The organism is Falsochrobactrum ovis, from assembly GCF_003259955.1.
GTDB lineage: Bacteria > Pseudomonadota > Alphaproteobacteria > Rhizobiales > Rhizobiaceae > Brucella > Brucella ovis_A.
The window spans coordinates 60,099-81,612 of the sequence record NZ_QLMK01000001.1; the positions used below are offsets into that span (position 1 = coordinate 60,099).

Consider the following 21,514-nt stretch of genomic DNA (forward strand, 5'->3'; position numbering starts at 1 on the left):
CCTCTCGTCGTCGCCATTTTTAAAAGCTTAGCAGATTAAATCACCAGATACAGGAAGGTTGCGCCCAAAAGCGTCAAAGTTTGGAAAACAAACGAAAAATTCCGTCCTCATCGGGATGATCTGCAATTAGCGCCTGTTTCTGCCATTGCGCGGGCAGAAGATGTGCCACCCGCTGCGATATACATAAAAACCGTGTCTTTTCATTAAACGACGCATCAATATGTTGCATCAATGAACAAAAAGCTTTCGTCGCAAATCCCGAATAAAGCAGCACCGCTGCAAAAAAATCAGTTCCCAAAATGGCACTTATTTCCTCACGAGGATAAGCCAACATCTTGGCATCATAGGCATCGCAGACACATATTTTAAAGCCCGCTTCTGTCATATGGTCTTCGAAGACCGGCTGACGCACACGGCCTGCAAGGTAAAGTACCCGTGCGCTTGATGGAAGCGAATGCGCAATTGTCGCTGCCAACCGCACCGCATCGCCACCGCCTTCGATCACCCGTGAAAACCCGGCCTCCCGTGCAGCTTGCGCTGTGCCTTCACCCACCGCAAAAAGCGGCAAATGTTTGAAAGGTGAAATTAGCTCATCGCGCACATGACGAAACACCGCCGCACTGGTAATGGTGAGCGCATCAAAATCTATTTCGGGGATCGTAAAGGACAAAGCAACGGTCTGCGTGACAGGAAAGTGCACTGGCACATAGCCTGCATCAATCAGCTTTTGCGCGGTCTTATCTGCCGCAGCTTCAGGCCGCGTTACCAGAACGCGATTGAGTTTTGCTGTTTGTGATCGCGCTGACAATGCTACTCCCAGCCTTCAAAGAAATCGGGACCTGCCATGGCTCGAACCCGCTTTGCCGCATCTGCCCCCAGCAAAGCTGCATCCTCAGCCGATCCTTCTGCGCTTACCTCATGCGCTTCACTTCCATCTGGCGTCAAAATCATTCCGCGGAAAGAAACTTTGTCTTTATCCACAATTGCAAGTCCGGCAATCGGTGTCCGGCAGGAACCATCAAGGCTGGCCAGAAATGCACGTTCACAAGCCAGCGCAATATGGGTGTCCCTATGCGCAAGCGGCTTGAGCAACGCATCCATCCGCTCATCACCAATCCGGCTTTCAATGCCGATTGCACCTTGACCCGGAGCTGGCAGAAAAAAATCTGGTTCAAGCAAATCCGTAATCACATCGTCCAGCCCCAACCGGCGCAGGCCAGCACAGGCGAGAAATGTTCCATCCACTTCGCCTTCATCCAGTTTGCGCAATCGCGTCTGCACATTGCCGCGAAACATTACCACTTGCAGATCGGGCCGCAACCGCTTGATCATCGCCTGCCGCCGCAGCGACGATGAGCCAATTGTAGCTCCCTCAGGCAGATCAAGAAATCGCTTTGCAGTGCGACCGACAAACGCATCGCGCGGGTCTTCGCGCTCCAGAAATGTCGAAAGATGCAAGCCTTCCGGCAGAACAGTTGGCATATCCTTGGTGGAATGAACGGCAATATCGATGCGGCCATCTTTGAGTGCTGCTTCAATTTCTTCCGTGAAAAGTCCTTTGCCGCCAACCTGTGCCAACGGACGATCCTGAATACGATCACCCGCCGTCGACATCGGCACTATTTCAATAGATTCTTGCGGCAGGCCGTGCGCTTCTTGCAAGCGCCGGCGTGTTTCATAAGCCTGCGCAAGGGCCAGTTTACTGCTCCTTGTGCCGATCTTCACCACGCCATTATTCAAGGATGCTGTTTGCATATCGCGCCGTCCATGATACCCGGTTGCCAGAAATTATGTGACAGGCAGGGTCTAACCGCAAATGCGCATTCTTGGAATAGAGACGAGTTGCGACGAAACAGCCGCCGCTATCGTCGAACGCGATGATAAGGGCAAAGGTCGCATCTTGTCCAATATTGTGCTCAGCCAGATCGCTGAACACGAGCCTTATGGTGGTGTGGTGCCGGAAATAGCCGCCCGCGCCCATGTTGAAGCCCTCGATACCCTTATCGAGAAGGCTTTGAGTGAGGCTGGCATGAAGCTTGATGAGGTCGATGCCATTGCTGCAACCGCAGGCCCCGGCCTGATCGGTGGATTGATTGTCGGACTGATGACCGCCAAGGCGCTCGCTTTGGCGTCGGGCAAGCCTTTTTATGCTATCAACCATCTCGAAGGGCACGCCCTTACCGCCCGGCTGACTGATCAGCTCGATTTTCCTTATCTTCTGCTGCTGGTATCCGGCGGACATACGCAAATGGTGTTGGTGCGTGGCCTTGATGATTATGAACGGCTTGGAACCACGATTGATGATGCACTCGGCGAGGCTTTCGACAAAACAGCCAAGCTTCTCGGCCTGCCCTATCCCGGCGGACCTGCGGTTGAGCGCATGGCCAAACAGGGCGATGCCAAACGCTTTGCCTTGCCACGCCCCCTCAAGGGCGAAGCGCGGCTTGATTTTTCCTTCTCCGGGCTCAAAACCGCCGTGCGCCAGACCGCGACAGAAATCGCACCACTGACAGATCAAGATGTCGCCGATATCTGCGCTTCATTTCAGGAAGCCGTCGCCGATACATTGTCGGATCGGGTTCGCCGCTCGCTTGAACGTTTCAAGCAACAATTTCCCGACCATCAATCGCCCGCATTGATTGTGGCAGGTGGGGTTGCCGCCAATAAAACGCTGCGCGAGGCATTGGAAACGCTTTGCAAAACGCATGGTTTCAGCTTCATCGCGCCACCGCATGAGCTTTGCACCGATAATGCGGCCATGATCGCTTGGGCTGGGGCAGAGCGCGCCGCATCAAAAGCTGCTGATTCACTTGCCATCGCGCCACGCTCACGTTGGCCGCTCGATGAAAAATCCGCACCCAAATTCGGAACCGGCCGTAGGGGAGCAAAAGCATGACGAAAACACCCAAAATTGCCGTGCTGGGCGGTGGAGCCTGGGGGACTGCGCTTGCAGCAATGGCTGCGGCAAGCGGCCACGAAACTTGGCTCTACGCGCGCGACAGCAAAACCGTAAAAACATTGAATGACCAGCGCCGCAATCCGCGTTATCTGGGCGATATCGATCTTCCTGAAGGTATCCGCGCCAGTACCGATGCAAAATCTGTTCTGCATAAAGCCGATGCCGTACTTGCGGTTCTTCCGGCACAACTCATGCGCGATGGCCTATCAAGCTTGAGCGAACTTATCCCCTCCTCTGCTCCCATTATCCTGTGCGCCAAAGGCATTGAGCGTGGAACGGGCAGGCTAATGTCGGAAGTGGTGGCGGAAGTTCTTCCCAATCACATAATCGCGGCCCTTTCCGGACCAAGCTTTGCCACCGATGTGGCCGCCGGGCTTCCAACCGCCGTCACCATCGCATGCGAGCAACAAACAATTGCCGAACAGCTTGCAACACTTCTCTCTGGTCCCTCCTTTCGCTGTTATTCCACGACCGATTTGATCGGTGTCGAAATTGGCGGCGCGCTTAAAAATGTACTGGCCATTGCCGCTGGTGCCGCGATCGGACGCGGCTATGGCGCAAGCGCACAAGCAGCGCTCGTCACCCGCGGTTTTGCTGAACTGCGCCGCATAGCGCAAGCGCTGGGCGCACGACCGGAAACAATCATGGGGCTCTCAGGTCTTGGCGATTTGATGCTGACCTGCTCATCTTCACAATCACGCAATTATTCCTATGGGCTGGCAATCGGACGCGGCGAAGACCTCACCAACCTGCCGCTTGCCGAAGGTGAGGCCTCCGCCCCCATCGCCGCAGAACTGTGCCATAAGCACAATATTGAAGCTCCAATCATCGCGGCAGTGGCCGCTTTGCTTGCGGGCCAGATTTCCATTGATGAGGCCGTCACAGCCTTGCTTAACCGACCATTGAAAAACGAGGATTGATCATGCTTTTCGCTATTTTGTGCAACGACAAATCCGAGCATCTGCAACTGCGTCTTGATACGCGTGCCGTTCATCTTGATTATCTCAAAGGTCTCGGCGACACGCTAAAATTTGCCGGTCCATTTTTGGATGAAAATGGCAAGCCAAATGGCAGCCTTATCGTCGTGGAAGCGGCCGATAAAGCGCAGGCTGAGCAAATCGCGGCAAATGATCCTTATGCTCTTGCCGGGCTTTTCAGTGAAGTTTCCATCCGCCCATGGAATTGGTCAATCAACAATCCGGCAAATACATAGGAAAAATTATGAATTACTGGCTGTTCAAATCCGAACCCTCCACATGGTCATGGGAAATGCAAAAAGCTCGTGGCGAACAAGGCGAAGAATGGGACGGCGTGCGCAATTATCAGGCACGCAACAATATGCGCGCCATGCAGCTGGGTGATCGTGGCTTTTTCTATCATTCCAATGAAGGTTTGGAAGTGGTCGGCATTGTCGAAGTCTGCGCTCTGGCTCACCCTGATTCGACGACGGACGACCCGCGCTGGGAATGTGTCGATATCAAAGCCATTTGCGACATGCCAAAACCCGTCACGCTGAAAGAGGTTAAGGCAAACCCAAAGCTGCAAAATATGGCGCTGGTCACATCCATGCGTCTTTCAGTCCAGCCTGTGCGGGAAGACGAATGGATTGAGGTTTGCCGCATGGGCGGTCTGGATCCAAGCAAAATCTGATGCAAATATTGGCGGAGAAAGACATAGGCGGCTTCATATTGGCAAATACTGGCCTGCATACTCCGCCCCATGTGCCTGAGATCCGTCTTTATCTTGCCGATGAAGCTCACGATCTCTGGCACAAGACCGAGGAAGAACTTGCGACAATCGGCCTGCCTCCGCCCTTCTGGGCCTTTGCCTGGGCGGGCGGGCAGAGCGTTGCGCGTTATATCCTTGATCATCCAGAAGTCGTGGCGGGTAAAACCGTGCTGGATTTTGCTTCCGGCTCCGGCCTCATCGCGATTGCCGCCGCAAAATCCGGTGCGCGCGATATACTCGCGACAGATATTGACACATTCGCCCCCTTTGCCATGCGCCTGAATGCAGACGCCAACCACGTATCTTTTAGATCAGACACTCAAGATCTGATCGGACAGGACCTTGGTTGGGATGTAGTTCTTGCTGGTGATGTCTTTTATGAAAAGCCGCTCGCAGAACGCCTTATTCCATGGTTTGATCAATTAGCCCAGCGCGGCGCCAGCGTGATCGTCGGCGATCCGGGCCGCGCTTATCTTCCAAAAAATAAGCTACGACGACTTGAGGAATACACAGTTCCGGTCACGCGAGCGTTGGAGGATGCTGAAATCAAACGCACGACCGTCTGGGCCTATGGCTAACGCAGCACTTCAATTCTTGTATCGCGGCTCAGATAAGGCAAAAGTCGCATCATATTCTCACGGCTAAGCGCGATGCAGCCTTCCGTTGGCTTATAGTCCGGCTTAGCAAGATGAAAAAAGATCGCGCTGCCACGGCCACGTTTGCGCGGGCTTATATTCCACTCCATCACGATACAGAGATCATAAAGCCCATCATCGCGCCACATCTTCTCATGCCCCACCGGATAAGGTAGCCGGACAAGCCGATTATAATTGGCGTCTGCGGGCGTATCGCACCAGCCGTCACTTTTTCTGATAGGATGCATAGGCAACATGGTCGCGGGCAGCCTTATTCTGTCTGCGCGATAATAACCGTAAAGCAACTGCATCGAAGCCAATGGCGTCGCACCATCCCCCTCGCGCTTGAAAGCGCTAATGCCCCCCTTGCCAAGTGCGCATGGGAGCACCAGATTGTTTGCAACAAGCAATCCTTGCGTTTTGCTCAAGGGTTTTGCGCGAACCTGAATGATATTCCTGGCCTCACTGTGTAGCGAACTACTCGACGGTGACCGGTTATCACGATGTTTATGCAACCTTTGCAAAGCCGAAAGCCTTTCTGTTTTGGCGACTTCAACTTGTCGCCAATAAATGTCATAAAACAATCAGATCGATTGATGCAAAGTTTACCGAGGACAAATATGACCGGTCGTACCATACTGATAGTAGATGATGATGATGATCTGCGCAGCATCCTCGTCGAGCAGTTAGAGCTGAGCGGGGAATTCCATATTCGTCAAGAAAACAATGCGACTTCTGGCATGCAGACAGCGCGGGAGAATCATGTCGATCTTCTGATTATGGATGTCGGTCTTCCGGATATGGATGGCCGTGATGCTGTTCGAGAGCTCCGGCACGGGGGCTTTAAAGCGCCCATCATCATGCTGACCGCCCAAGACACTGATTCCGATACGATACTTGGCCTTGAATCTGGCGCCAACGACTATGTGACCAAACCGTTTAAATTTGCGGTTCTTCTGGCTCGCATTCGCGCCCAGTTGCGCCAGCATGAACAAAGCGAAGACGCGACATTCACCGTCGGCCCCTATACATTCAGGCCCGGGCAAAAGCTTCTGCTCGGTGAAAATGGCGACAAGATCCGACTAACGGAAAAAGAATCTGCCATTATCAAATATCTCTATCGTGCTGGCGACAAAGTCATTGGCCGCGACATCCTGCTTGAGGAGGTTTGGGGGTATAATTCCGGGGTGACCACCCACACGCTGGAAACCCACGTCTATCGTTTGCGTCAAAAAATCGAGAAGGATCCATCCAATGCGACCCTTCTGGTAACAGAAAGCGGGGGATATAAGCTTGTTCCATGATGGACAGCAGCCAATGCGGGTATATTGAGTCCTCATGGCGCTCGATGATGATATTCGCATTCTCAGTACAGTTGGCCTGTTCGAGTCTTTTACGCCCGAACAGCTAAGGCTGCTTGCCTTCGGCGCAGAACGGCTTGTGCTGCGCGCTGGTCGCGAGCTTTTCCGTGAAGGGCAAAGTGCTGATTGCGGATATATTATCGTATCTGGCAATATTACTTTGTTTCAGGAAACCGAAACCCAGCGGGTCAAAATTCGCACTGTCGGTCCCGGCGCGATGCTCGGTGAAATGGCGTTGATTGCCCAGACCTCTCGCCTAACCGGTGCCGTGGCTGAAGAAGAAACCGAAGTCATTCGCATCAGCCGGGCGATTTTCCGCCGCATATTGGAAGAATATCCAGACGCCGCTGCCTCGCTTCACGCGCATATCAGTCGCGATCTGCTGCAATTGATTAGCGAAATTGAGGCCGTGGCCCCCCATCTGCAAACCGACGATTAACCTATGAAAAAGGCGGCCCATTCAGAGCCGCCTTTCCAATATTAAATCAGGCTGTGGTGATGCGCTTTTTCCAATAGCGGATCTGGTTCTCAACTTCTTGCGGAGCCGTGCCACCAAAAGACTGACGGCTTCTGACCGATTTTTCGACAGTCAGAAACTCAAAAACATCCTGCGTAATGCCCGGATGGATCGACTGCAATTGTTCCAGCGTCAGCTCTGCCAGATCAAGCTTGCGCTCTTCCGCCAGCGCAACCGCGCGTCCGGTAACATGATGCGCTTCACGGAATGGCAATCCCAATTCGCGAACCAACCAGTCAGCCAGATCAGTTGCTGTCGAATAGCCTGAACCGGCAGCTTTTTTCATCGCGTCAACATTAATTGTGAAATCGCGAACCATGCCCGCCATTGCAGCAATTGCCAGTTCCAGATTTTCCGCAGCGTCGAAAACCTGTTCCTTGTCTTCTTGCATATCTTTCGAATAGGCGAGCGGAAGCCCCTTCATAATCGTCAGCAAAGCAACCAACGAGCCATTAATGCGCCCGGTTTTCGCCCGAACCAATTCCGCAGCATCCGGATTCTTTTTCTGCGGCATGATGGAAGAGCCTGTCGAAAATGCATCCGACAATCGCACAAAATTAAATTGCGGCGTTGACCAAATAACAATTTCTTCGGCCAAACGTGAAAGATGCCCAGCACATATTGCAGCAATCGACAAAAATTCAAGCGCATAATCGCGATCCGAAACACTATCCAGCGAGTTCCGGGTTGGCTCACGGAAACCAAGGATTTGCGCTGTCATGTGACGGTCTATCGGAAAGCCAGTGCCCGCAAGCGCGGCTGCGCCAAGCGGTGATTCGTCCATACGCTCAATCGCATCCCGCACCCGCGAAAGGTCGCGGCCAAACATTTCCACATAGGCCATACAATGATGCCCGAAAGTTACCGGCTGTGCTGTTTGCAGATGCGTAAAGCCGGGCATAACCGTGGCTGTGTGCTCTTCCGCACGCTCTAAAAATGCTTCAATAAGATTTTTAAGCGAGAGCGCAGTTTTTTCCAGCTCCTGCTTGACCCAGAGGCGCATATCAACCGCCACCTGATCATTGCGCGAGCGTGCTGTATGCAAACGCCCGGCAGCCGTGCCGATCAGTTCTGACAGACGGGCTTCGATATTCATATGAATATCTTCAAGCTTGCGCGAGAAGGTAAATTTGCCGTCCTCAATTTCCTTGAGAATGGTTTTCAGCCCTTCTTCAATCTTCGCATGATCTTCTGCCGTAATTATGCCCGTCTTTGCCAGCATGGCAGCATGGGCGAGCGAGCCCTGAATATCTTGCGCATAAAGCTTGCGATCAAAGCCGATAGATGCATTGATCTCTTCCATAATCGCATCGGGGCCAGAGGCAAAACGGCCGCCCCACATCTGGTTGCTGGATTTTTGTTCGCTCATATTCATGTGCCCCGGACAGATTTGACAAAGGTTGGAAGGTTTTGACGAAACATCGGAAAGAAAAAATGGCAGAAGTCAACGAAAAGGCGAAATCCGAACCACGGAAACAATCAGGAACACGCAAATTCGTCCTTCTTGCCGCCCTTGCCGGTGTCATTGCCGGTGTCGGGGCGGTATACGTGATGGAGCGCCCATCTGGCAATCCATCAGTTGCCCCATCAGTTGCTAATGTTTCTACACAAAATGATAAAGCATCGGCCCAATGTGCGATGAAAGCCGGAAAACTCGCATCCCTTGATGCCGCCGCAACCGGCACAGTCGCTGCCATGCGCGCCGCCGAAAACCCTGTTTCCGTTGCCGACCTTGCCTTTACCGGGCCTGATGGCAAAGAGATGACACTTGCTGATTACAAAGGCAAAACATTGCTGGTTAATCTCTGGGCCACCTGGTGCGCGCCCTGCCGCGAGGAAATGCCGGAACTCGACAATTTACAGGCCCAAAAAGGCGGTGATGATTTTTCTGTTGTCGCCATTAATATTGATACCGGCTCCGACGAGAAGCCGACACAATTCCTCAAAGAAATCGGTGTAACCCACCTTAATCTTTATCGCGATGCAAGCATGGCAAGCTTCAATGATCTCAAGCGAAAGAACCTCGCTTTTGGTCTGCCGGTGACATTGCTGGTTGATAAGGATGGCTGCCAGATCGCGGCGATGAATGGCCCAGCCCCGTGGGATAGCCCGGATGCAATAAAGCTGATCGAGGCTGCGCAGCAAATTAACTGAGCACCCCCGCTAACTGGGCAACGGGTTCACCGGTCAGCTCGCTGCGCCCGGGCTCACGATTGCCCAGCGATATAAATTATGCATGCAGTAGAAAGTTGCCAAAGCATTAGCCTGCAACAAAGCCGGCCCGCTTCAGCCGGACAATGGCCAATTCCATTGCTGAAAGAAAAGCAGACCGGTCTTTGGCTGAGAATGGCGCTGGCCCGCCGGTGATCTCACCCGCAGAACGCAGGGAATCCATTAGATTTCTGGTTGCCAACCTATTGCCAATGGTCGACTCCGTATGTAGCCGGCCATTGGGAGCTATCACCACTGCGCCCTTTTCTATCGCACGGCTAGCAAGCGGCAGATCTGCCGTAATCACCACTGTGCCCGAATCACAATTTTCCGCAATCCAATCATCCGCCGCATCCAACCCATCCGAAACAATCACCCGCTCAACCTTTTCGGCATCACGTGGAATTGCGATGAAACTGTTTGCAACAAGAATCACCGGTAAATCATGACGCTCCGCCACCCGGTAGATTTCTGACTTAACCGGGCAGGCATCCGCATCCACAAGAATACGGATAGGAGGTTTTGTTTGCATATTACTGTCCAGGTCCACGCTTTTCTGTAAATTGATCGCAGTATTCCAATTTATAAGCTAAACAACATTGCCTTGCCATTTAAGCAAACCTTACAACTGAAAGTACGTGCATGATCACCCGCTTTATCCCAATCATGTTTGTCGTGCTCTGGGCCTCGGGCTTTATCGGCGCTGGTTTGTCGATGCCCTATGCCGAGCCCTTCACCTTGATGGCGATTCGTTTCTGCATTGCCGCCGCGATTATGACGCTATGGGCGCTGGCTAGTAAAAGCCTTTGGCCAAAAGGGGTGGAATTCTTCCACGCAGCCCTGATCGGCTCCTTAATCCACGGCATTTATCTTTCGGCTTTATTTTGGGCGGTAAATCACGGACTTCCTGCCGGAATGTCCGGGCTTGTTTCTGGGCTCCAACCCATGATGATCATGGTAATCGCAGCTTTACTGTTGAAAGAACGAGCCACTCCCGCGCAATGGGCAGGCCTGCTGATTGGCTTTAGCGGCGTGGTTATGGTCATATGGCCAAAATTCTCGATCTCAGGCGGGGTCGATCCGCAAAGCCTCGGCGTGGCATTTTTCGGCGTTGTTGCAATCAGCATTGGCACGGTCTGGCAAAAGAAATTCGGAGCTGCTGGCGATCTCAAAGCTGGGACCGCGGTTCAATATATTGCTGCCGCCTTTATCACCGGCATTGCCGCTTTTGCATTCGAAACCCGCATAATCGAATGGACGCCACAACTTATTTTTGCGCTGGCCTGGCTGACGCTTGCAATCTCAATCGGCGCCATACTTGCCTTGATGGTGATGCTGCGTGAAGGCGCGATTGCTAAAGTAGCCTCGCTTTTTTATCTCGTGCCCGGAACAGCCGCGTTAATGGCCTATCTGATTTTTGGCGAGACACTCAATCTCATACAGATTATCGGGATGATCATTACCACTTTGGGTGTCGCACTCACCACCCGCCGAAAAGTGACCAGCGCTTAATCTGGGCCTAATCCATTCCGGGTCTAATCAACTCCGGGTCTAATCTATGTTGAGTTGGGGCTGCTGCTCGCGCTTGCGCAACATCATGATTGAAGCATTGATCTCAGCTCCCAGAATGAAGATCACCGAAAGCATATAAAGAAACACAATTGCCACCATGATCGACGCAAGACCAGCATAGGTGGAAACATAATTGGCAAAAGTCGCCAAATATAAAGCGAAAGCAGAGGCCGATGCCAGCCAGGCAATCAGCGTAATTGTAATACCCGGTAAAATATCACTGATCCTGCGTTTTCCAGCCGGAAGCCAAATGTGAACGAGAAACAACGCAAAAATCAAAACCACTACCGCAATTGAATAGCGCCAAACTGCCAGAGTACCAGTGAAAGGCGCGATATCAGGAAACCATTGCTCGGCAATCTTGACGCCCAGCGGCGCGAGCACCAAAAGGAAGCTGATTGCCATTAAGCTAAGTGTCCCCAGCAAAACGAAACCCAGACTTTGCAGACGGCAAAATATGATGGAACGCTGATCATTCACCCGATAGGCGCGATTAAGCGCAATTCGCAATGCTTCAACACCATTCGATGCAAAATATGCCGCCGCGATCACACTCAATGTCAGCAATCCGCCCCGCTGTACGGTCAGGACGTTCATCACTTCATTCGCAATCGGGCCCGCAATATTAGAGGGCCACACGTCAAATATTACCGGTACGACCGTATCGGCAAATCGCTGTGCGCCTAAAAAGCTGGCCAGAGAGGTCGCAAAGATCAAAAAGGGAAACAGCGCCATCAGACCCGATAATGCAATATGGCTTGCATAAGCCCAACCATCGTCCCGACTAAAATGATTATAAACATCGAAAGTAATCTGACGGAGAAAACGCCTGATTTTTAGCATCCGTAGATTATTCCCTTAGTGCGACCTAATACCCTCCCTACATCTAGTAATAAACTTAGGAAAGCAAGCCATACCCGTTTCAACCATGTGATGTGTCACCAGAAAGGTAAATTTGATGAAAACAGGCACTACGGGGCGCAGTATAATTATAACTGGGTGCTCCTCCGGCATTGGTCAATACTGCGCAGTGGCTCTGCATAAGAAAGGCTGGCGTGTATTTGCGACGGCTCGCAAGGACGATGATCTTGCAGCTCTGCAAGCACAGGGCATAGAAGCCATCTATCTTGATTATACAGACGCAAAATCAATTCGGACACTGGTTGAAACGGTGCTAAAGAAAACCAATGGCCGCCTGGACGCACTGTTTAATAATGGTGCTTATGCACAACCTGGCGCCATTGAAGACCTACCCGTGGAAGCATTGCGTGCGCAGTTTGAAGCCAATTTTTTCGGCTGGCATGACCTCACCCGCCAAATCATCCCGCCAATGCGTGCACAAGGTCATGGCCGCATCGTGCATTGCTCGTCCATATTGGGGCTTGTGCCAATGAAATGGCGCGGCGCCTATGTGGCGTCTAAATTTGCTCTCGAAGGGCTAATGCTTGCGCAAAGAATGGAACTTGAAGGCTCAGGCATAGAAGTCTCGATGATCGAACCCGGCCCGATTGCCTCGCATTTTACCTATAATGCGGCGGCCAAAGCCCGGGCTAATATTGATCTGGAAAATTCTGTCCATCGCCATATTTACCAAAGCCAACTCGAAAAACTTGAAAACGGCGGAACAAAATCAAAAAACAAGCTTGGCCCCGAGGCGGTTTACGCGGTACTGCTTCATGCATTGGAGGCACCAAGACCGCGCCCGCATTATGCAGTCACGCGACCTGCAAAACTGGGTATTCTGGCGCGACGCCTGCTGCCATCATCTTGGCTTTACCGCATGCTCTCCGATCAATCCTGATCGAACTGGGCCGCGATAGAACAGCAGGTAATCGAAAGGGAGAGAGATGGATATTATTTTCAAAGTCGCGGCAGTTGTTGCGATGGTTGCCGTTGCCATCGTTCTAGCTCTCGGTCTTCGCAATATGATGCGCGGAGGAGATGCAAATTATTCAAACAAGATGATGCAATTGCGCGTTTTTTTGCAATTCGTCGCTATATTGCTGATTGTGGGCGCGATTTACTTCGCTCGTTGATTTCCATGTCCGTTCTTCAAGGTTAAAATGGTCAAGCTGAATAAGATTTACACCCGCACCGGTGACAATGGTTCCACAGGCCTTGCCAGTGGTCCACGCAGACTAAAATCCGATTTGCGTGTTGAAGCCTATGGCGCGGTAGACGAAGCCAATGCCTGTATTGGTATGGCTCGCCTTTATACGGGCTCCGCCACTTCTTATGCAGAAATTGATGCAATGCTGAGCCGGGTTCAAAATGACCTTTTTGATTTGGGTGCGGATCTAGCAACGCCCGATGATGGTAAGCCCTTAAGCTATGAGCCTTTGCGAATTGTCGCTTCTCAGGTGGAGCGACTGGAAGCGGATATTGATCTGCTGAATGCCAATCTTCAGCCCCTGAAATCTTTTATCCTACCCGGTGGATCACCCGCATCCGCGGCGCTTCATTTGGCAAGAACAGTGTCGCGCCGGGCTGAGCGCCTGATGGTCGCCCTTGCCCGCAAAGACGGCGAAATCGTTTCAGACGACGCGCTAAAATATATTAACCGCCTGTCCGATCTGCTTTTTGTTGCCGCCCGCGCTGTTAATAATAATGGTGAAAACGATGTGCTCTGGGTGCCCGGACAGAACCGGTAATAGGCTGTCGATTTTACTGCGCGTCCCCCCGCAATCGGATAAGCCCTTCCTGCGCCACCGAAGCGATCAATTTGCCATCGCGCGTATATAGTGCACCTCTATTCAATCCGCGCGCACCCGATGCGCTTGGCGTATCTTGGGCATAGAGCAGCCAATCATCAAGCTTGCACGGCCGATGAAACCACATCGCATGATCAAGGCTTGCTGCCTGCATATCGCGATCAAAAATCCCGCGCCCATGCGGATGCAATGACGTATCAAGCAATGTCATATCCGATAAATAAGCAAGGATCGCAGCTTGAACCCCACGATCTTCCGGCACAATTCCTTTCGCCCGAACCCAGACGTGCTGATATGGCTGTAGCTTTTCCCGCGAAAGATAATGTTTAAGTGAAACTGGCCTTATTTCGATAGGGCGCTCGCGCTGCCAATATTGGCGAACACCTTCGGGGACGAGATGGAGATAATTTTGCTTCAACTCTTCCTCGCCGACCAGTTCTTCGGGAAATGGCACCCCTTCCGGCATCCTCATATGATGCTCAAGACCTGACTCATCAATCTGAAACGATGCAGAAAGCATAAAAATGGCCTGGCCATGCTGTCGCGCCAGAACCCGTCGCGTATTAAAGCTTGATCCGTCTCGAATGCGTTCAACCTCATAAATTATCGGAATCGACGGATCGCCGGGTCGAATGAAATAAGCATGCAATGAATGGATAAAACGCGCCGCATCCACTGTTCGCTGTGCAGCGATCACCGCCTGCCCTAACACCTGACCGCCAAACACACGTTGCCAGCCCACTTGCGGACTGTTTCCGCGAAATAAATCAATCTCAAGATTTTCAAGATCAAGCGTAGAAAGCAGATTTTCCATTGCTGCGGTTTGTAACGGCTCTGAGTTGGCCGGCTTTTCACGATCAGTCATGGACAGCTCTCTCCTGCAAACCTATATGATGGTGCGAGAAACGTTTGGGACTGCGTGAGGGAATCTGTCAAGTCTAATAGAGACAGACAGAACAATCCGAGCAACAAAGCGGAAGGAACAGCCATGCCCGCCAACATGTCTACCAACATGTCTACCAACATGTCTGACGAAAACCAGAATCATGCAAAAGCCGATCTGGATATTGTAATTGCCGGTGGCGGTTATGTGGGTCTTGTAACGGCTGTTTCCATCAAATCCGCAGCTCCGCATCTCAGCGTAACCGTGATTGACGCAGCACCCGTCGGCGCATGGAAAAATGATCCGCGCGCATCCTCCATAGCTGCGGCCGCAACCCGTATGCTCGATAAAATCGGCGTCTGGCAGGAAATTCTGCCCAATGCCCAGCCGATCACCGACATGATCATCACCGATTCGCGCACGTCCGACCCTGTACGCCCGGTGTTTTTGACCTTTGCCGGTGAGGTTAACCCCGGCGAGCCTTTTGCTCATATGGTCGAAAACCGTGTGTTAAACACAGCACTTCATGATCGTGGCGATGCCTTGGGCATCCGTTTTGTGGAAGCAACCGGAGTTGAAACCTTCCGCACCAATCCAGAATCGGTAACCGTCACCCTTAGCAATGGCGAAACATTGCATACGCGCCTATTGATTGCAGCCGATGGCGCACGCTCGCGCCTGCGCGATCAGGCGGGTATTAAAACCGTGAACTGGGACTATGGCCAGTCGGGCATTGTTTGTAATGTCTCGCATGAACGCCCACATGGCGGGCGCGCAATCGAACATTTCCTCCCCGGTGGCCCATTTGCTATTCTTCCTTTGCCCGGCAATCGCAGCTCACTTGTTTGGACCGAACGCACCGCAGATGCGCAACGCCTGATCAAAACCGATGAATTTGTGTTTGAAGCCGAACTTGAACAGCGTTTTGGCCACCATCTTGGACCTTTGAAAGTCGAGGGACTACGTCGGGTGTTTCCGCTTGGCCTCACCTTGGTGCGCGAATATGTAAAGCCGCGCTTTGTGCTTGTTGGCGACGCAGCCCATCGCATTCACCCGATCGCTGGTCAGGGCCTCAATCTTGGTTTCCGCGATGCCGCAGCCATTGCTGAAATTATTGTCGAAACTGACCGGCTTGGCCTCGATATTGGTTCTTTTGCAGCGCTTGAGCGCTATCAGAGCTGGCGCCGCTTCGACACAGTACAAATGGGTGTAACCACCGATATTCTGACCCGGCTTTTTGCCAATGATCACCCAGCCGTGCGTTCGATCCGGGATATTGGTTTAGGAATGGTCGATCGTATACCGAGCCTGAAAAATTTCTTCATCAAGCAAGCAGCGGGATTGTCCGGCGATATTCCACGTCTGCTGCGGGGTGAAGCAATCTAGCGTCAGGAAACAGCGCTGCAAAAGCACTGGAAGCTGATTTCATTCGCCCTATCTTCTTTGGCAACCCAGCTAAAGGAGCTTCCCCATGGATAGAAAAGCAACAGCCATCTGGCAAGGCACTCTCAAAGAGGGCAACGGTCAACTCACCACCCAAAGCGGCGCAATCACCGATCTTCCCTATGATTTCAAAGCTCGCTTTGAAGATGAAACTGGCCGAGCTGGCACAAATCCGGAGGAATTACTTGGCGCGGCCCATGCCGGGTGTTTTGCGATGCAGCTTTCTGCACTACTGGCCGAAAATGGCACACCCGCTGAAAGACTTGAGGCAACCGCAATTGTCAGTGTTGGCCCTGCTTCAGGTGGCGGTTTTTCTATCAGTCGCAGCGCTCTGACACTTAACGCCACAATTTCGGGCATAACCGATGAGGACTTCCAAAATATCGCTGAAAAAGCCAAAGGGTCCTGTCCACTTTCAAAAGCTTTAGGCGCAATTGAAGTAACGCTCGACGCCAGATTGAGCTAACCCAAAGGAGGCTGGCTACAGCCTCTTTCCTTCCTCTTGGTCATTATTCTCGACATATCGTTAGTCTCGCTCGGGTTTGTTCTCGCGCGCGCCATTATTCCGGCAAGTGGCAAACCGCCTCTATATTATGCCCATCGGGATCAAGCACAAAAGCCGCATAATAATCAGCATGATAATGTGGGCGAAGCCCGGGGCCTCCATTGTCCTTGCCGCCCGAGGCAAGCGCGGCTTCGTAAAACCGGTTAACTTCGGTGCGCGTTCCTGCCGAAAAGGCTATGTGCAAAACGCCCTGCATCCGTGGTTTCCCGTTCTTGCCAATCCAAAATTCGGGTTTTCCATTGCGGCCATATCCGACCCAACCCCGAAATTCCATAATGGGTGTAATACCAAGAGGCGCTAGCGCTGCATCGTAAAATGCGCGAGATCTTTTCATGATTGAAACATCAAACCCTATATGATCCAGCATGCCTGTCTTTCTCAACTATAGTGCATGAAAAGAAATAGGGCGCTCCCCCACAAGTTCCAGTTCCCTCAAGTTTTGGCTCATCCGCCTCCCTTCCCACCCCCACTCCCACTCCCTCTCCCTCTCCTTCTCCCTGCCCCAGCAAAACTGCACGAAAAAGGGAGAAGGCAAGCCTTCTCCCTAATCAGTATTTGATGTCGAAACAGATGGTTGCCCAGAATGGTTGCAACACGTTAGACGCGACGTTCGACCATCATTTTCTTGATTTCCGCAATTGCCTTGGCGGGGTTCAGACCCTTCGGGCAGGTTTGCGTACAATTCATGATCGTATGGCAGCGATAAAGCCGGAAAGGATCTTCCAGATTATCAAGGCGTTCGCCTGTGGCTTCATCGCGGCTATCAATCAACCAGCGATAGGCTTGCAGCAACACGGCAGGACCGAGATAACGATCGCCATTCCACCAATAGCTTGGGCAGGAAGTCGAGCAACATGCGCATAGAATGCACTCGTAAAGCCCATCCAGCTTGGCGCGATCATCATGGCTTTGCAGCCATTCTTTTTGCGGCTCCGGTGAAACCGTCTTAAGCCATGGCTCAATAGAACGGTGCTGAGCATAGAAAGTGCTCATATCCGGCACCAGATCCTTTACCACTGGCATATGCGGCAAAGGATAGACCTTAACCGCACCGTTAACCTCATCCATACCCTTGGTACAGGCCAGCGTATTGGCGCCATCAATATTCATCGCGCAAGACCCGCAAATGCCCTCACGGCATGAACGGCGCAGCGTTAGCGTCGGATCAATCTTGTTCTTAATGTAAAGCAGACCGTCCAACACCATGGGGCCGCAATCATCGCGGTCAACATAATAGGTGTCGATTCTCGGATTCGCATCATCATCTGGAGACCAGCGATAGACGCGGAATTCCGTGACTTTTTTGGCGCCATCCGGACGCGGCCAAGTCTTGCCCTCCTGGACGCGGGAATTTTTGGGAAGTGCGAGTTCAACCATTGCTCATTGCCCCGATTAATAAACGCGCTTCTTGGGCGCAATCTTGGCCAGCTCGATGCCGCCTTCTTCTTCCGTGGTCAACGGATCAAGATGAACGGGACGATAGCCGAGTTTCACTTCACCATCTGGCGACAGCCAGGAAAGTGTATGCTGACGCCATTCTGCATCATTACGATCCGGGAAATCTTCACGCGCATGGGCGCCACGGCTTTCCTTGCGTGCCTCTGCTGAAACCACAGTGGTCATGGCATTGGCCATCAGGTTTTCCAGCTCCAGCGTTTCCACCAGATCGGAATTCCAGATCATCGAACGGTCCGTGACCTTCAGATCAGGCAGCTCATGCCAAAGTTCATGCATACGTTCGACGCCCTGCTGAAGGGTTTCCGCCGTACGGAAAACAGCCGCATCTTCCTGCATTGTCCGCTGCATTTTCTCGCGCAGCACTGCCGTTGGCGTCGAGCCATTCGCATGGCGCAGACGGTCAAACCGATCCATGATTTTTTCAACAGCAGCTTCGTTGATATCAGGAATCTTGGAATTGCGATCAATAACCTCGCCTGCACGGATTGCCGCTGCACGGCCAAACACAACAAGATCAATCAGCGAATTAGAACCAAGGCGGTTCGCACCATGTACCGATGCACAGCCTGCTTCACCCACGGCCATCAAACCAGGCTGAACGCGATCTGGGTCTTCCGGTGTTGGGTTCAGCACTTCGCCCCAATAGTTGGTCGGAATACCGCCCATATTATAGTGAACCGTCGGGATAACCGGGATCGGCTCCTTGGTCACATCGACACCAGCAAAAATCTTTGCCGATTCTGAAATACCCGGCAGACGCTCATGCAAAACATCCGGATCAAGATGGTCAAGATGAAGATAAATATGATCCTTATCCCGACCCACGCCGCGACCGGCCCGGATTTCCATGGTCATGCAACGTGAAACAACGTCCCGCGAAGCAAGATCCTTGGCTGAAGGCGCATAACGCTCCATAAAGCGTTCGCCCTCAGAATTGACCAGATACCCGCCTTCACCGCGCGCACCCTCGGTAATCAGGCAGCCCGCACCATAAATGCCGGTAGGGTGGAACTGAACAAATTCCATATCCTGTAGCGGCAGCCCTGTACGCGCCACCATACCGCCACCGTCACCAGTGCAAGTATGTGCCGAAGTTGCGGAGAAATACGCACGACCATAACCACCCGTCGCAAGCACCACCATTTTGGCAGAGAAGCGATGAATTGTACCATCATCAAGGTTCCACGCCACAACGCCGGTGCAGACGCCATCGGTCATGATCAGATCAAGCGCGAAATATTCGATGAAGAACTGCGCATTGTGCTTGAGCGACTGGCCATAAAGCGTGTGCAATATAGCGTGGCCAGTGCGGTCAGCAGCTGCACAGGTGCGCTGTACTGGAGGACCATCACCGAAATTCTGCATATGGCCGCCAAATGGGCGCTGATAAATTTTACCATCTTCAGTACGCGAGAATGGAACACCATAATGCTCCAGCTCATATACCGCAGCCGGGGCCTCCCGCGCCAAATATTCCATAGCGTCGGTATCGCCGAGCCAGTCCGATCCCTTGACGGTATCGTACATATGCCACTGCCAACTATCCGGCCCCATATTCTGCAACGAGGCTGCAATACCACCCTGGGCCGCAACCGTATGTGAGCGAGTTGGGAAAACCTTAGTAATACAAGCGGTTTTCAGCCCCTGCTCCGCCATGCCTAGTGTCGCACGAAGCCCGGCACCGCCAGCTCCAACCACGACAACATCGAATTTATGATCGACAAATTTATAAGACTTGCCACCCGCAGCAGGCGCCGCGTTTTTTACTGCACTAGCCATCGGGCTATCAACCTCCAAAGCTCAGCTTGAGGATTGCATAAAGACAGGCAAAGCCAACTGCCACCGTAAAGAAGGTGTTAAGCATTACCAATGCAACTTTCATGCCTTCGCTGTGTACATAATCTTCAATAATTACCTGCATACCAAGACGCATATGATAGACGCCGGTGAGAACAAAAATTGCCATCACCAAAGCGGTAAACGGATGCGCCAAAGCCGCCTGTACTTCCGCATAGCTTGCGCCATTAAGCGAAATCAGCAAACCAACAAAGAACAAAACCAACGGCACCAGTGCAACTGCACTCACCCGTTGAAACCAGAAATGGCCCGTCCCTTCTTTGGCTGAACCAAAGCCACGGACCTTTTTCAAAGGCGTACGCATATCTTTCATGACAGATGCCCCCTTAGCGCACTGAAAACGCCAGAACCCACACGACGATAGTCGCGGGTAGCGAGAATGCCAGTGTTGCCCAGGCAATTTTCGTCGCCGTATGTTTTTCTAGGCCCGCGCCCATATCCCAGATGAAATGGCGGACCCCGCCAGCCAAATGGTGAAGCAGTGCCCATGTATAGCCAAACAGAACCAGCAGGCCGATCCAGGAATTATAGATAGCACTGACCATGTTAAATGCATCTTCACTGAAGGCAGCAGCAATCAGCCAAGCGGCAAGAAGCAGCGTACCGAAATAAAGCGCAGCGCCCGTGATGCGATGCATAATGGACATAGTCATTGTGATCTTCGGGCGGTAGATCGACAAATGCGGCGATAATGGTCGCTGACGCGTTACGGTCGGTTGAGTCATGGCTCTTGCGGGCTTCCCTGACGTTACTGTTACTTCCTTGCGGCTTGACACCACATGGTCAACAAAAGCGGGTTAATTCCAACCCGTCCCAATAATCGATGAGGCGTGGGAGAACTCGGTTCATCCCAAACCATCACGACCCTAAATTTGTTGGGCCCTTATTACGGTCCCTCACGCGCTTTTACTGCGCTTTGGCCATAACGTCAAAGACGCTTTTTGACCTAACGGCTGCTAAATGGGCTTATGACCGGAGAAACCCTCAAAAATCAGCATTTCAAACGATTGAAGCCACTCGCCTCAAAAACATGAATATTTAATCAGCTTTTGCAGTTTGCTCTTCTTGCTCTAGCCACCGAATCGAATCACATAGCTTGACCAGTCGGCGGCTGTAGCAATCTGCTCATAGAGTTTGCGGCCATCTTCCGGTATGCGCGGCGCATTTAGCATCAGCTTGGCCCAGCTGCGCTCTTCTGCCTTATCGGCCAGCACATCAATCAGAGCCTTTGCAATACCCTTGCCGCGATGATCATGATGCACATAAATATGATCCACTTGCCCCGCACGCAAACCGGAAACAGGCTCGGGCAGATCGTAGAAAATTACAAACCCCACCAGCGCACCATCAATCCTCGCTCCGAGAATCTCGGTTGCCCGATCCTGCAAAAGTTGCTCGGCATAATAATCATCGGGGCGTCGTGGCGCACCACGTTTTAGGGCCTGAGCATAGCTCGCCAATAAGGGTGCAAGTTCATGCGCATCACGTAAATGAAGCAGCGCAATATCAACTGCATGATCTTGGTTCATTTCGCGCTCTCCCCTTGATTCAAACTGGCAGGACCTTAACGGGCTTATAGCACTATTGTCCAATATTTTGCCGAAGCTTTATTTA

The 21,514-nt window shown here is 52.2% G+C and carries 27 protein-coding genes; 14 read left to right on the forward strand and 13 right to left on the reverse strand.

Features of this window, described 5'->3' with window-relative positions; all coding sequences use genetic code 11:
- Window positions 1-73: 73 nt before the first annotated feature.
- On the reverse strand, window positions 74-808 hold the full coding sequence (locus tag C7374_RS00270; protein WP_111573621.1) for a uroporphyrinogen-III synthase: 735 nt from the start codon (window positions 806-808) through the stop codon (window positions 74-76).
- A gap of 2 nt (window positions 809-810) precedes the next feature.
- Complete coding sequence (hemC, locus tag C7374_RS00275; protein ID WP_111573622.1) at window positions 811-1,755, reverse strand: hydroxymethylbilane synthase; 945 nt, start codon at window positions 1,753-1,755, stop codon at window positions 811-813.
- Between the two features lie 61 nt (window positions 1,756-1,816).
- Between hemC and tsaD the strand changes: the two genes are divergently transcribed.
- The 5 genes from tsaD to C7374_RS00300 are packed head-to-tail and all read left to right on the forward strand — an operon-like array spanning window position 1,817 to window position 5,265.
- Window positions 1,817-2,896 carry a tRNA (adenosine(37)-N6)-threonylcarbamoyltransferase complex transferase subunit TsaD gene (gene tsaD, locus C7374_RS00280; protein ID WP_111573623.1) on the forward strand — a complete coding sequence of 360 codons (1,080 nt, stop codon included), beginning with the start codon at window positions 1,817-1,819 and terminating at the stop codon, window positions 2,894-2,896.
- Window positions 2,893-3,879, forward strand: a complete 987-nt coding sequence (locus C7374_RS00285) for an NAD(P)H-dependent glycerol-3-phosphate dehydrogenase (RefSeq protein ID WP_111573624.1) — start codon at window positions 2,893-2,895, stop codon at window positions 3,877-3,879. The genes tsaD and C7374_RS00285 overlap by 4 nt, the downstream gene beginning before the upstream one ends.
- A 2-nt stretch (window positions 3,880-3,881) precedes the next feature.
- Window positions 3,882-4,172: a YciI-like protein gene (locus C7374_RS00290; RefSeq protein WP_111573625.1), complete on the forward strand. Its 291-nt coding sequence runs from the start codon at window positions 3,882-3,884 to the stop codon at window positions 4,170-4,172.
- A gap of 8 nt (window positions 4,173-4,180) precedes the next feature.
- Entirely contained in the window at window positions 4,181-4,609 is a 429-nt protein-coding gene (locus C7374_RS00295; protein ID WP_111573626.1) for an EVE domain-containing protein, read from the forward strand.
- Entirely contained in the window at window positions 4,609-5,265 is a 657-nt protein-coding gene (locus C7374_RS00300; RefSeq protein ID WP_111573627.1) for a class I SAM-dependent methyltransferase, read from the forward strand. The genes C7374_RS00295 and C7374_RS00300 overlap by 1 nt, the downstream gene beginning before the upstream one ends.
- On the opposite strand, the gene C7374_RS00305 is transcribed toward C7374_RS00300, so the two are convergent.
- Window positions 5,262-5,774 carry a L,D-transpeptidase family protein gene (locus tag C7374_RS00305; protein ID WP_245412562.1) on the reverse strand — a complete coding sequence of 171 codons (513 nt, stop codon included), beginning with the start codon at window positions 5,772-5,774 and terminating at the stop codon, window positions 5,262-5,264. The genes C7374_RS00300 and C7374_RS00305 overlap by 4 nt on opposite strands.
- Window positions 5,775-5,942: 168 nt before the next feature.
- Between C7374_RS00305 and C7374_RS00310 the strand changes: the two genes are divergently transcribed.
- Both C7374_RS00310 and C7374_RS00315 read left to right on the forward strand, forming a co-directional pair.
- Complete coding sequence (locus tag C7374_RS00310) at window positions 5,943-6,626, forward strand: response regulator transcription factor (RefSeq protein ID WP_111573628.1); 684 nt, start codon at window positions 5,943-5,945, stop codon at window positions 6,624-6,626.
- Between the two features lie 34 nt (window positions 6,627-6,660).
- Window positions 6,661-7,122, forward strand: a complete 462-nt coding sequence (locus C7374_RS00315) for a cyclic nucleotide-binding domain-containing protein (RefSeq protein WP_111573629.1) — start codon at window positions 6,661-6,663, stop codon at window positions 7,120-7,122.
- Window positions 7,123-7,168: 46 nt separating this feature from the next.
- Here C7374_RS00315 and argH read toward each other — a convergent pair whose 3' ends face one another.
- Window positions 7,169-8,569 carry an argininosuccinate lyase gene (gene argH / locus C7374_RS00320; protein WP_111573630.1) on the reverse strand — a complete coding sequence of 467 codons (1,401 nt, stop codon included), beginning with the start codon at window positions 8,567-8,569 and terminating at the stop codon, window positions 7,169-7,171.
- Between the two features lie 65 nt (window positions 8,570-8,634).
- Here argH and tlpA point away from each other — a divergent pair, with 65 nt between their 5' ends.
- Window positions 8,635-9,354 carry a thiol:disulfide interchange protein TlpA gene (gene tlpA, locus C7374_RS00325; protein WP_111573631.1) on the forward strand — a complete coding sequence of 240 codons (720 nt, stop codon included), beginning with the start codon at window positions 8,635-8,637 and terminating at the stop codon, window positions 9,352-9,354.
- 106 nt (window positions 9,355-9,460) lie between these two features.
- On the opposite strand, the gene C7374_RS00330 is transcribed toward tlpA, so the two are convergent.
- Window positions 9,461-9,943 (reverse strand): YaiI/YqxD family protein, encoded by a 483-nt coding sequence (locus tag C7374_RS00330; RefSeq protein ID WP_111573632.1) that lies wholly within the window; start codon window positions 9,941-9,943, stop codon window positions 9,461-9,463.
- A 110-nt stretch (window positions 9,944-10,053) separates the two neighbouring features.
- Between C7374_RS00330 and C7374_RS00335 the strand changes: the two genes are divergently transcribed.
- Window positions 10,054-10,923 carry a DMT family transporter gene (locus C7374_RS00335; RefSeq protein WP_111573633.1) on the forward strand — a complete coding sequence of 290 codons (870 nt, stop codon included), beginning with the start codon at window positions 10,054-10,056 and terminating at the stop codon, window positions 10,921-10,923.
- A gap of 39 nt (window positions 10,924-10,962) precedes the next feature.
- Here the strand turns inward: C7374_RS00335 and C7374_RS00340 are convergent, their stop codons facing one another.
- On the reverse strand, window positions 10,963-11,826 hold the full coding sequence (locus C7374_RS00340; protein WP_111573634.1) for a YihY/virulence factor BrkB family protein: 864 nt from the start codon (window positions 11,824-11,826) through the stop codon (window positions 10,963-10,965).
- A gap of 115 nt (window positions 11,827-11,941) precedes the next feature.
- On the opposite strand from C7374_RS00340, the gene C7374_RS00345 reads away from it, so the two are divergent.
- The 3 genes from C7374_RS00345 to C7374_RS00355 are packed head-to-tail and all read left to right on the forward strand — an operon-like array spanning window position 11,942 to window position 13,634.
- Complete coding sequence (locus C7374_RS00345; protein ID WP_111573635.1) at window positions 11,942-12,784, forward strand: SDR family oxidoreductase; 843 nt, start codon at window positions 11,942-11,944, stop codon at window positions 12,782-12,784.
- Between the two features lie 46 nt (window positions 12,785-12,830).
- Complete coding sequence (locus C7374_RS00350) at window positions 12,831-13,019, forward strand: twin transmembrane helix small protein (RefSeq protein WP_111573636.1); 189 nt, start codon at window positions 12,831-12,833, stop codon at window positions 13,017-13,019.
- Between the two features lie 27 nt (window positions 13,020-13,046).
- Window positions 13,047-13,634, forward strand: coding sequence for a cob(I)yrinic acid a,c-diamide adenosyltransferase (locus C7374_RS00355; RefSeq protein ID WP_111573637.1), 588 nt, complete (start codon window positions 13,047-13,049; stop codon window positions 13,632-13,634).
- A gap of 13 nt (window positions 13,635-13,647) precedes the next feature.
- Here C7374_RS00355 and tesB read toward each other — a convergent pair whose 3' ends face one another.
- Entirely contained in the window at window positions 13,648-14,559 is a 912-nt protein-coding gene (gene tesB / locus C7374_RS00360) for an acyl-CoA thioesterase II (protein WP_111573638.1), read from the reverse strand.
- A gap of 159 nt (window positions 14,560-14,718) precedes the next feature.
- Between tesB and C7374_RS00365 the strand changes: the two genes are divergently transcribed.
- Both C7374_RS00365 and C7374_RS00370 read left to right on the forward strand, forming a co-directional pair.
- Entirely contained in the window at window positions 14,719-15,963 is a 1,245-nt protein-coding gene (locus tag C7374_RS00365; protein ID WP_111574218.1) for a ubiquinone biosynthesis hydroxylase, read from the forward strand.
- A gap of 85 nt (window positions 15,964-16,048) precedes the next feature.
- The gene (locus tag C7374_RS00370; protein WP_111573639.1) at window positions 16,049-16,486 is read left to right on the forward strand and encodes an OsmC family protein; all 438 of its coding nucleotides are present in this window, start codon (window positions 16,049-16,051) and stop codon (window positions 16,484-16,486) included.
- A gap of 94 nt (window positions 16,487-16,580) precedes the next feature.
- Here C7374_RS00370 and C7374_RS00375 read toward each other — a convergent pair whose 3' ends face one another.
- From C7374_RS00375 to C7374_RS00400, 6 genes are all read right to left on the reverse strand, one after another.
- Window positions 16,581-16,952: a VOC family protein gene (locus C7374_RS00375; RefSeq protein WP_111573640.1), complete on the reverse strand. Its 372-nt coding sequence runs from the start codon at window positions 16,950-16,952 to the stop codon at window positions 16,581-16,583.
- Window positions 16,953-17,182: 230 nt separating this feature from the next.
- On the reverse strand, window positions 17,183-17,962 hold the full coding sequence (locus C7374_RS00380) for a succinate dehydrogenase iron-sulfur subunit (protein WP_111573641.1): 780 nt from the start codon (window positions 17,960-17,962) through the stop codon (window positions 17,183-17,185).
- A gap of 15 nt (window positions 17,963-17,977) precedes the next feature.
- Window positions 17,978-19,822: a succinate dehydrogenase flavoprotein subunit gene (sdhA, locus tag C7374_RS00385; RefSeq protein ID WP_111573642.1), complete on the reverse strand. Its 1,845-nt coding sequence runs from the start codon at window positions 19,820-19,822 to the stop codon at window positions 17,978-17,980.
- Between the two features lie 7 nt (window positions 19,823-19,829).
- Window positions 19,830-20,213: a succinate dehydrogenase, hydrophobic membrane anchor protein gene (gene sdhD, locus C7374_RS00390; protein WP_111573643.1), complete on the reverse strand. Its 384-nt coding sequence runs from the start codon at window positions 20,211-20,213 to the stop codon at window positions 19,830-19,832.
- A gap of 13 nt (window positions 20,214-20,226) precedes the next feature.
- Window positions 20,227-20,625, reverse strand: coding sequence for a succinate dehydrogenase, cytochrome b556 subunit (gene sdhC / locus C7374_RS00395; protein WP_111573644.1), 399 nt, complete (start codon window positions 20,623-20,625; stop codon window positions 20,227-20,229).
- A gap of 345 nt (window positions 20,626-20,970) precedes the next feature.
- A complete protein-coding gene (locus C7374_RS00400; RefSeq protein WP_111573645.1) occupies window positions 20,971-21,429 on the reverse strand; it encodes a GNAT family N-acetyltransferase in 459 nt (152 codons plus the stop codon).
- Window positions 21,430-21,514: the final 85 nt, after the last annotated feature.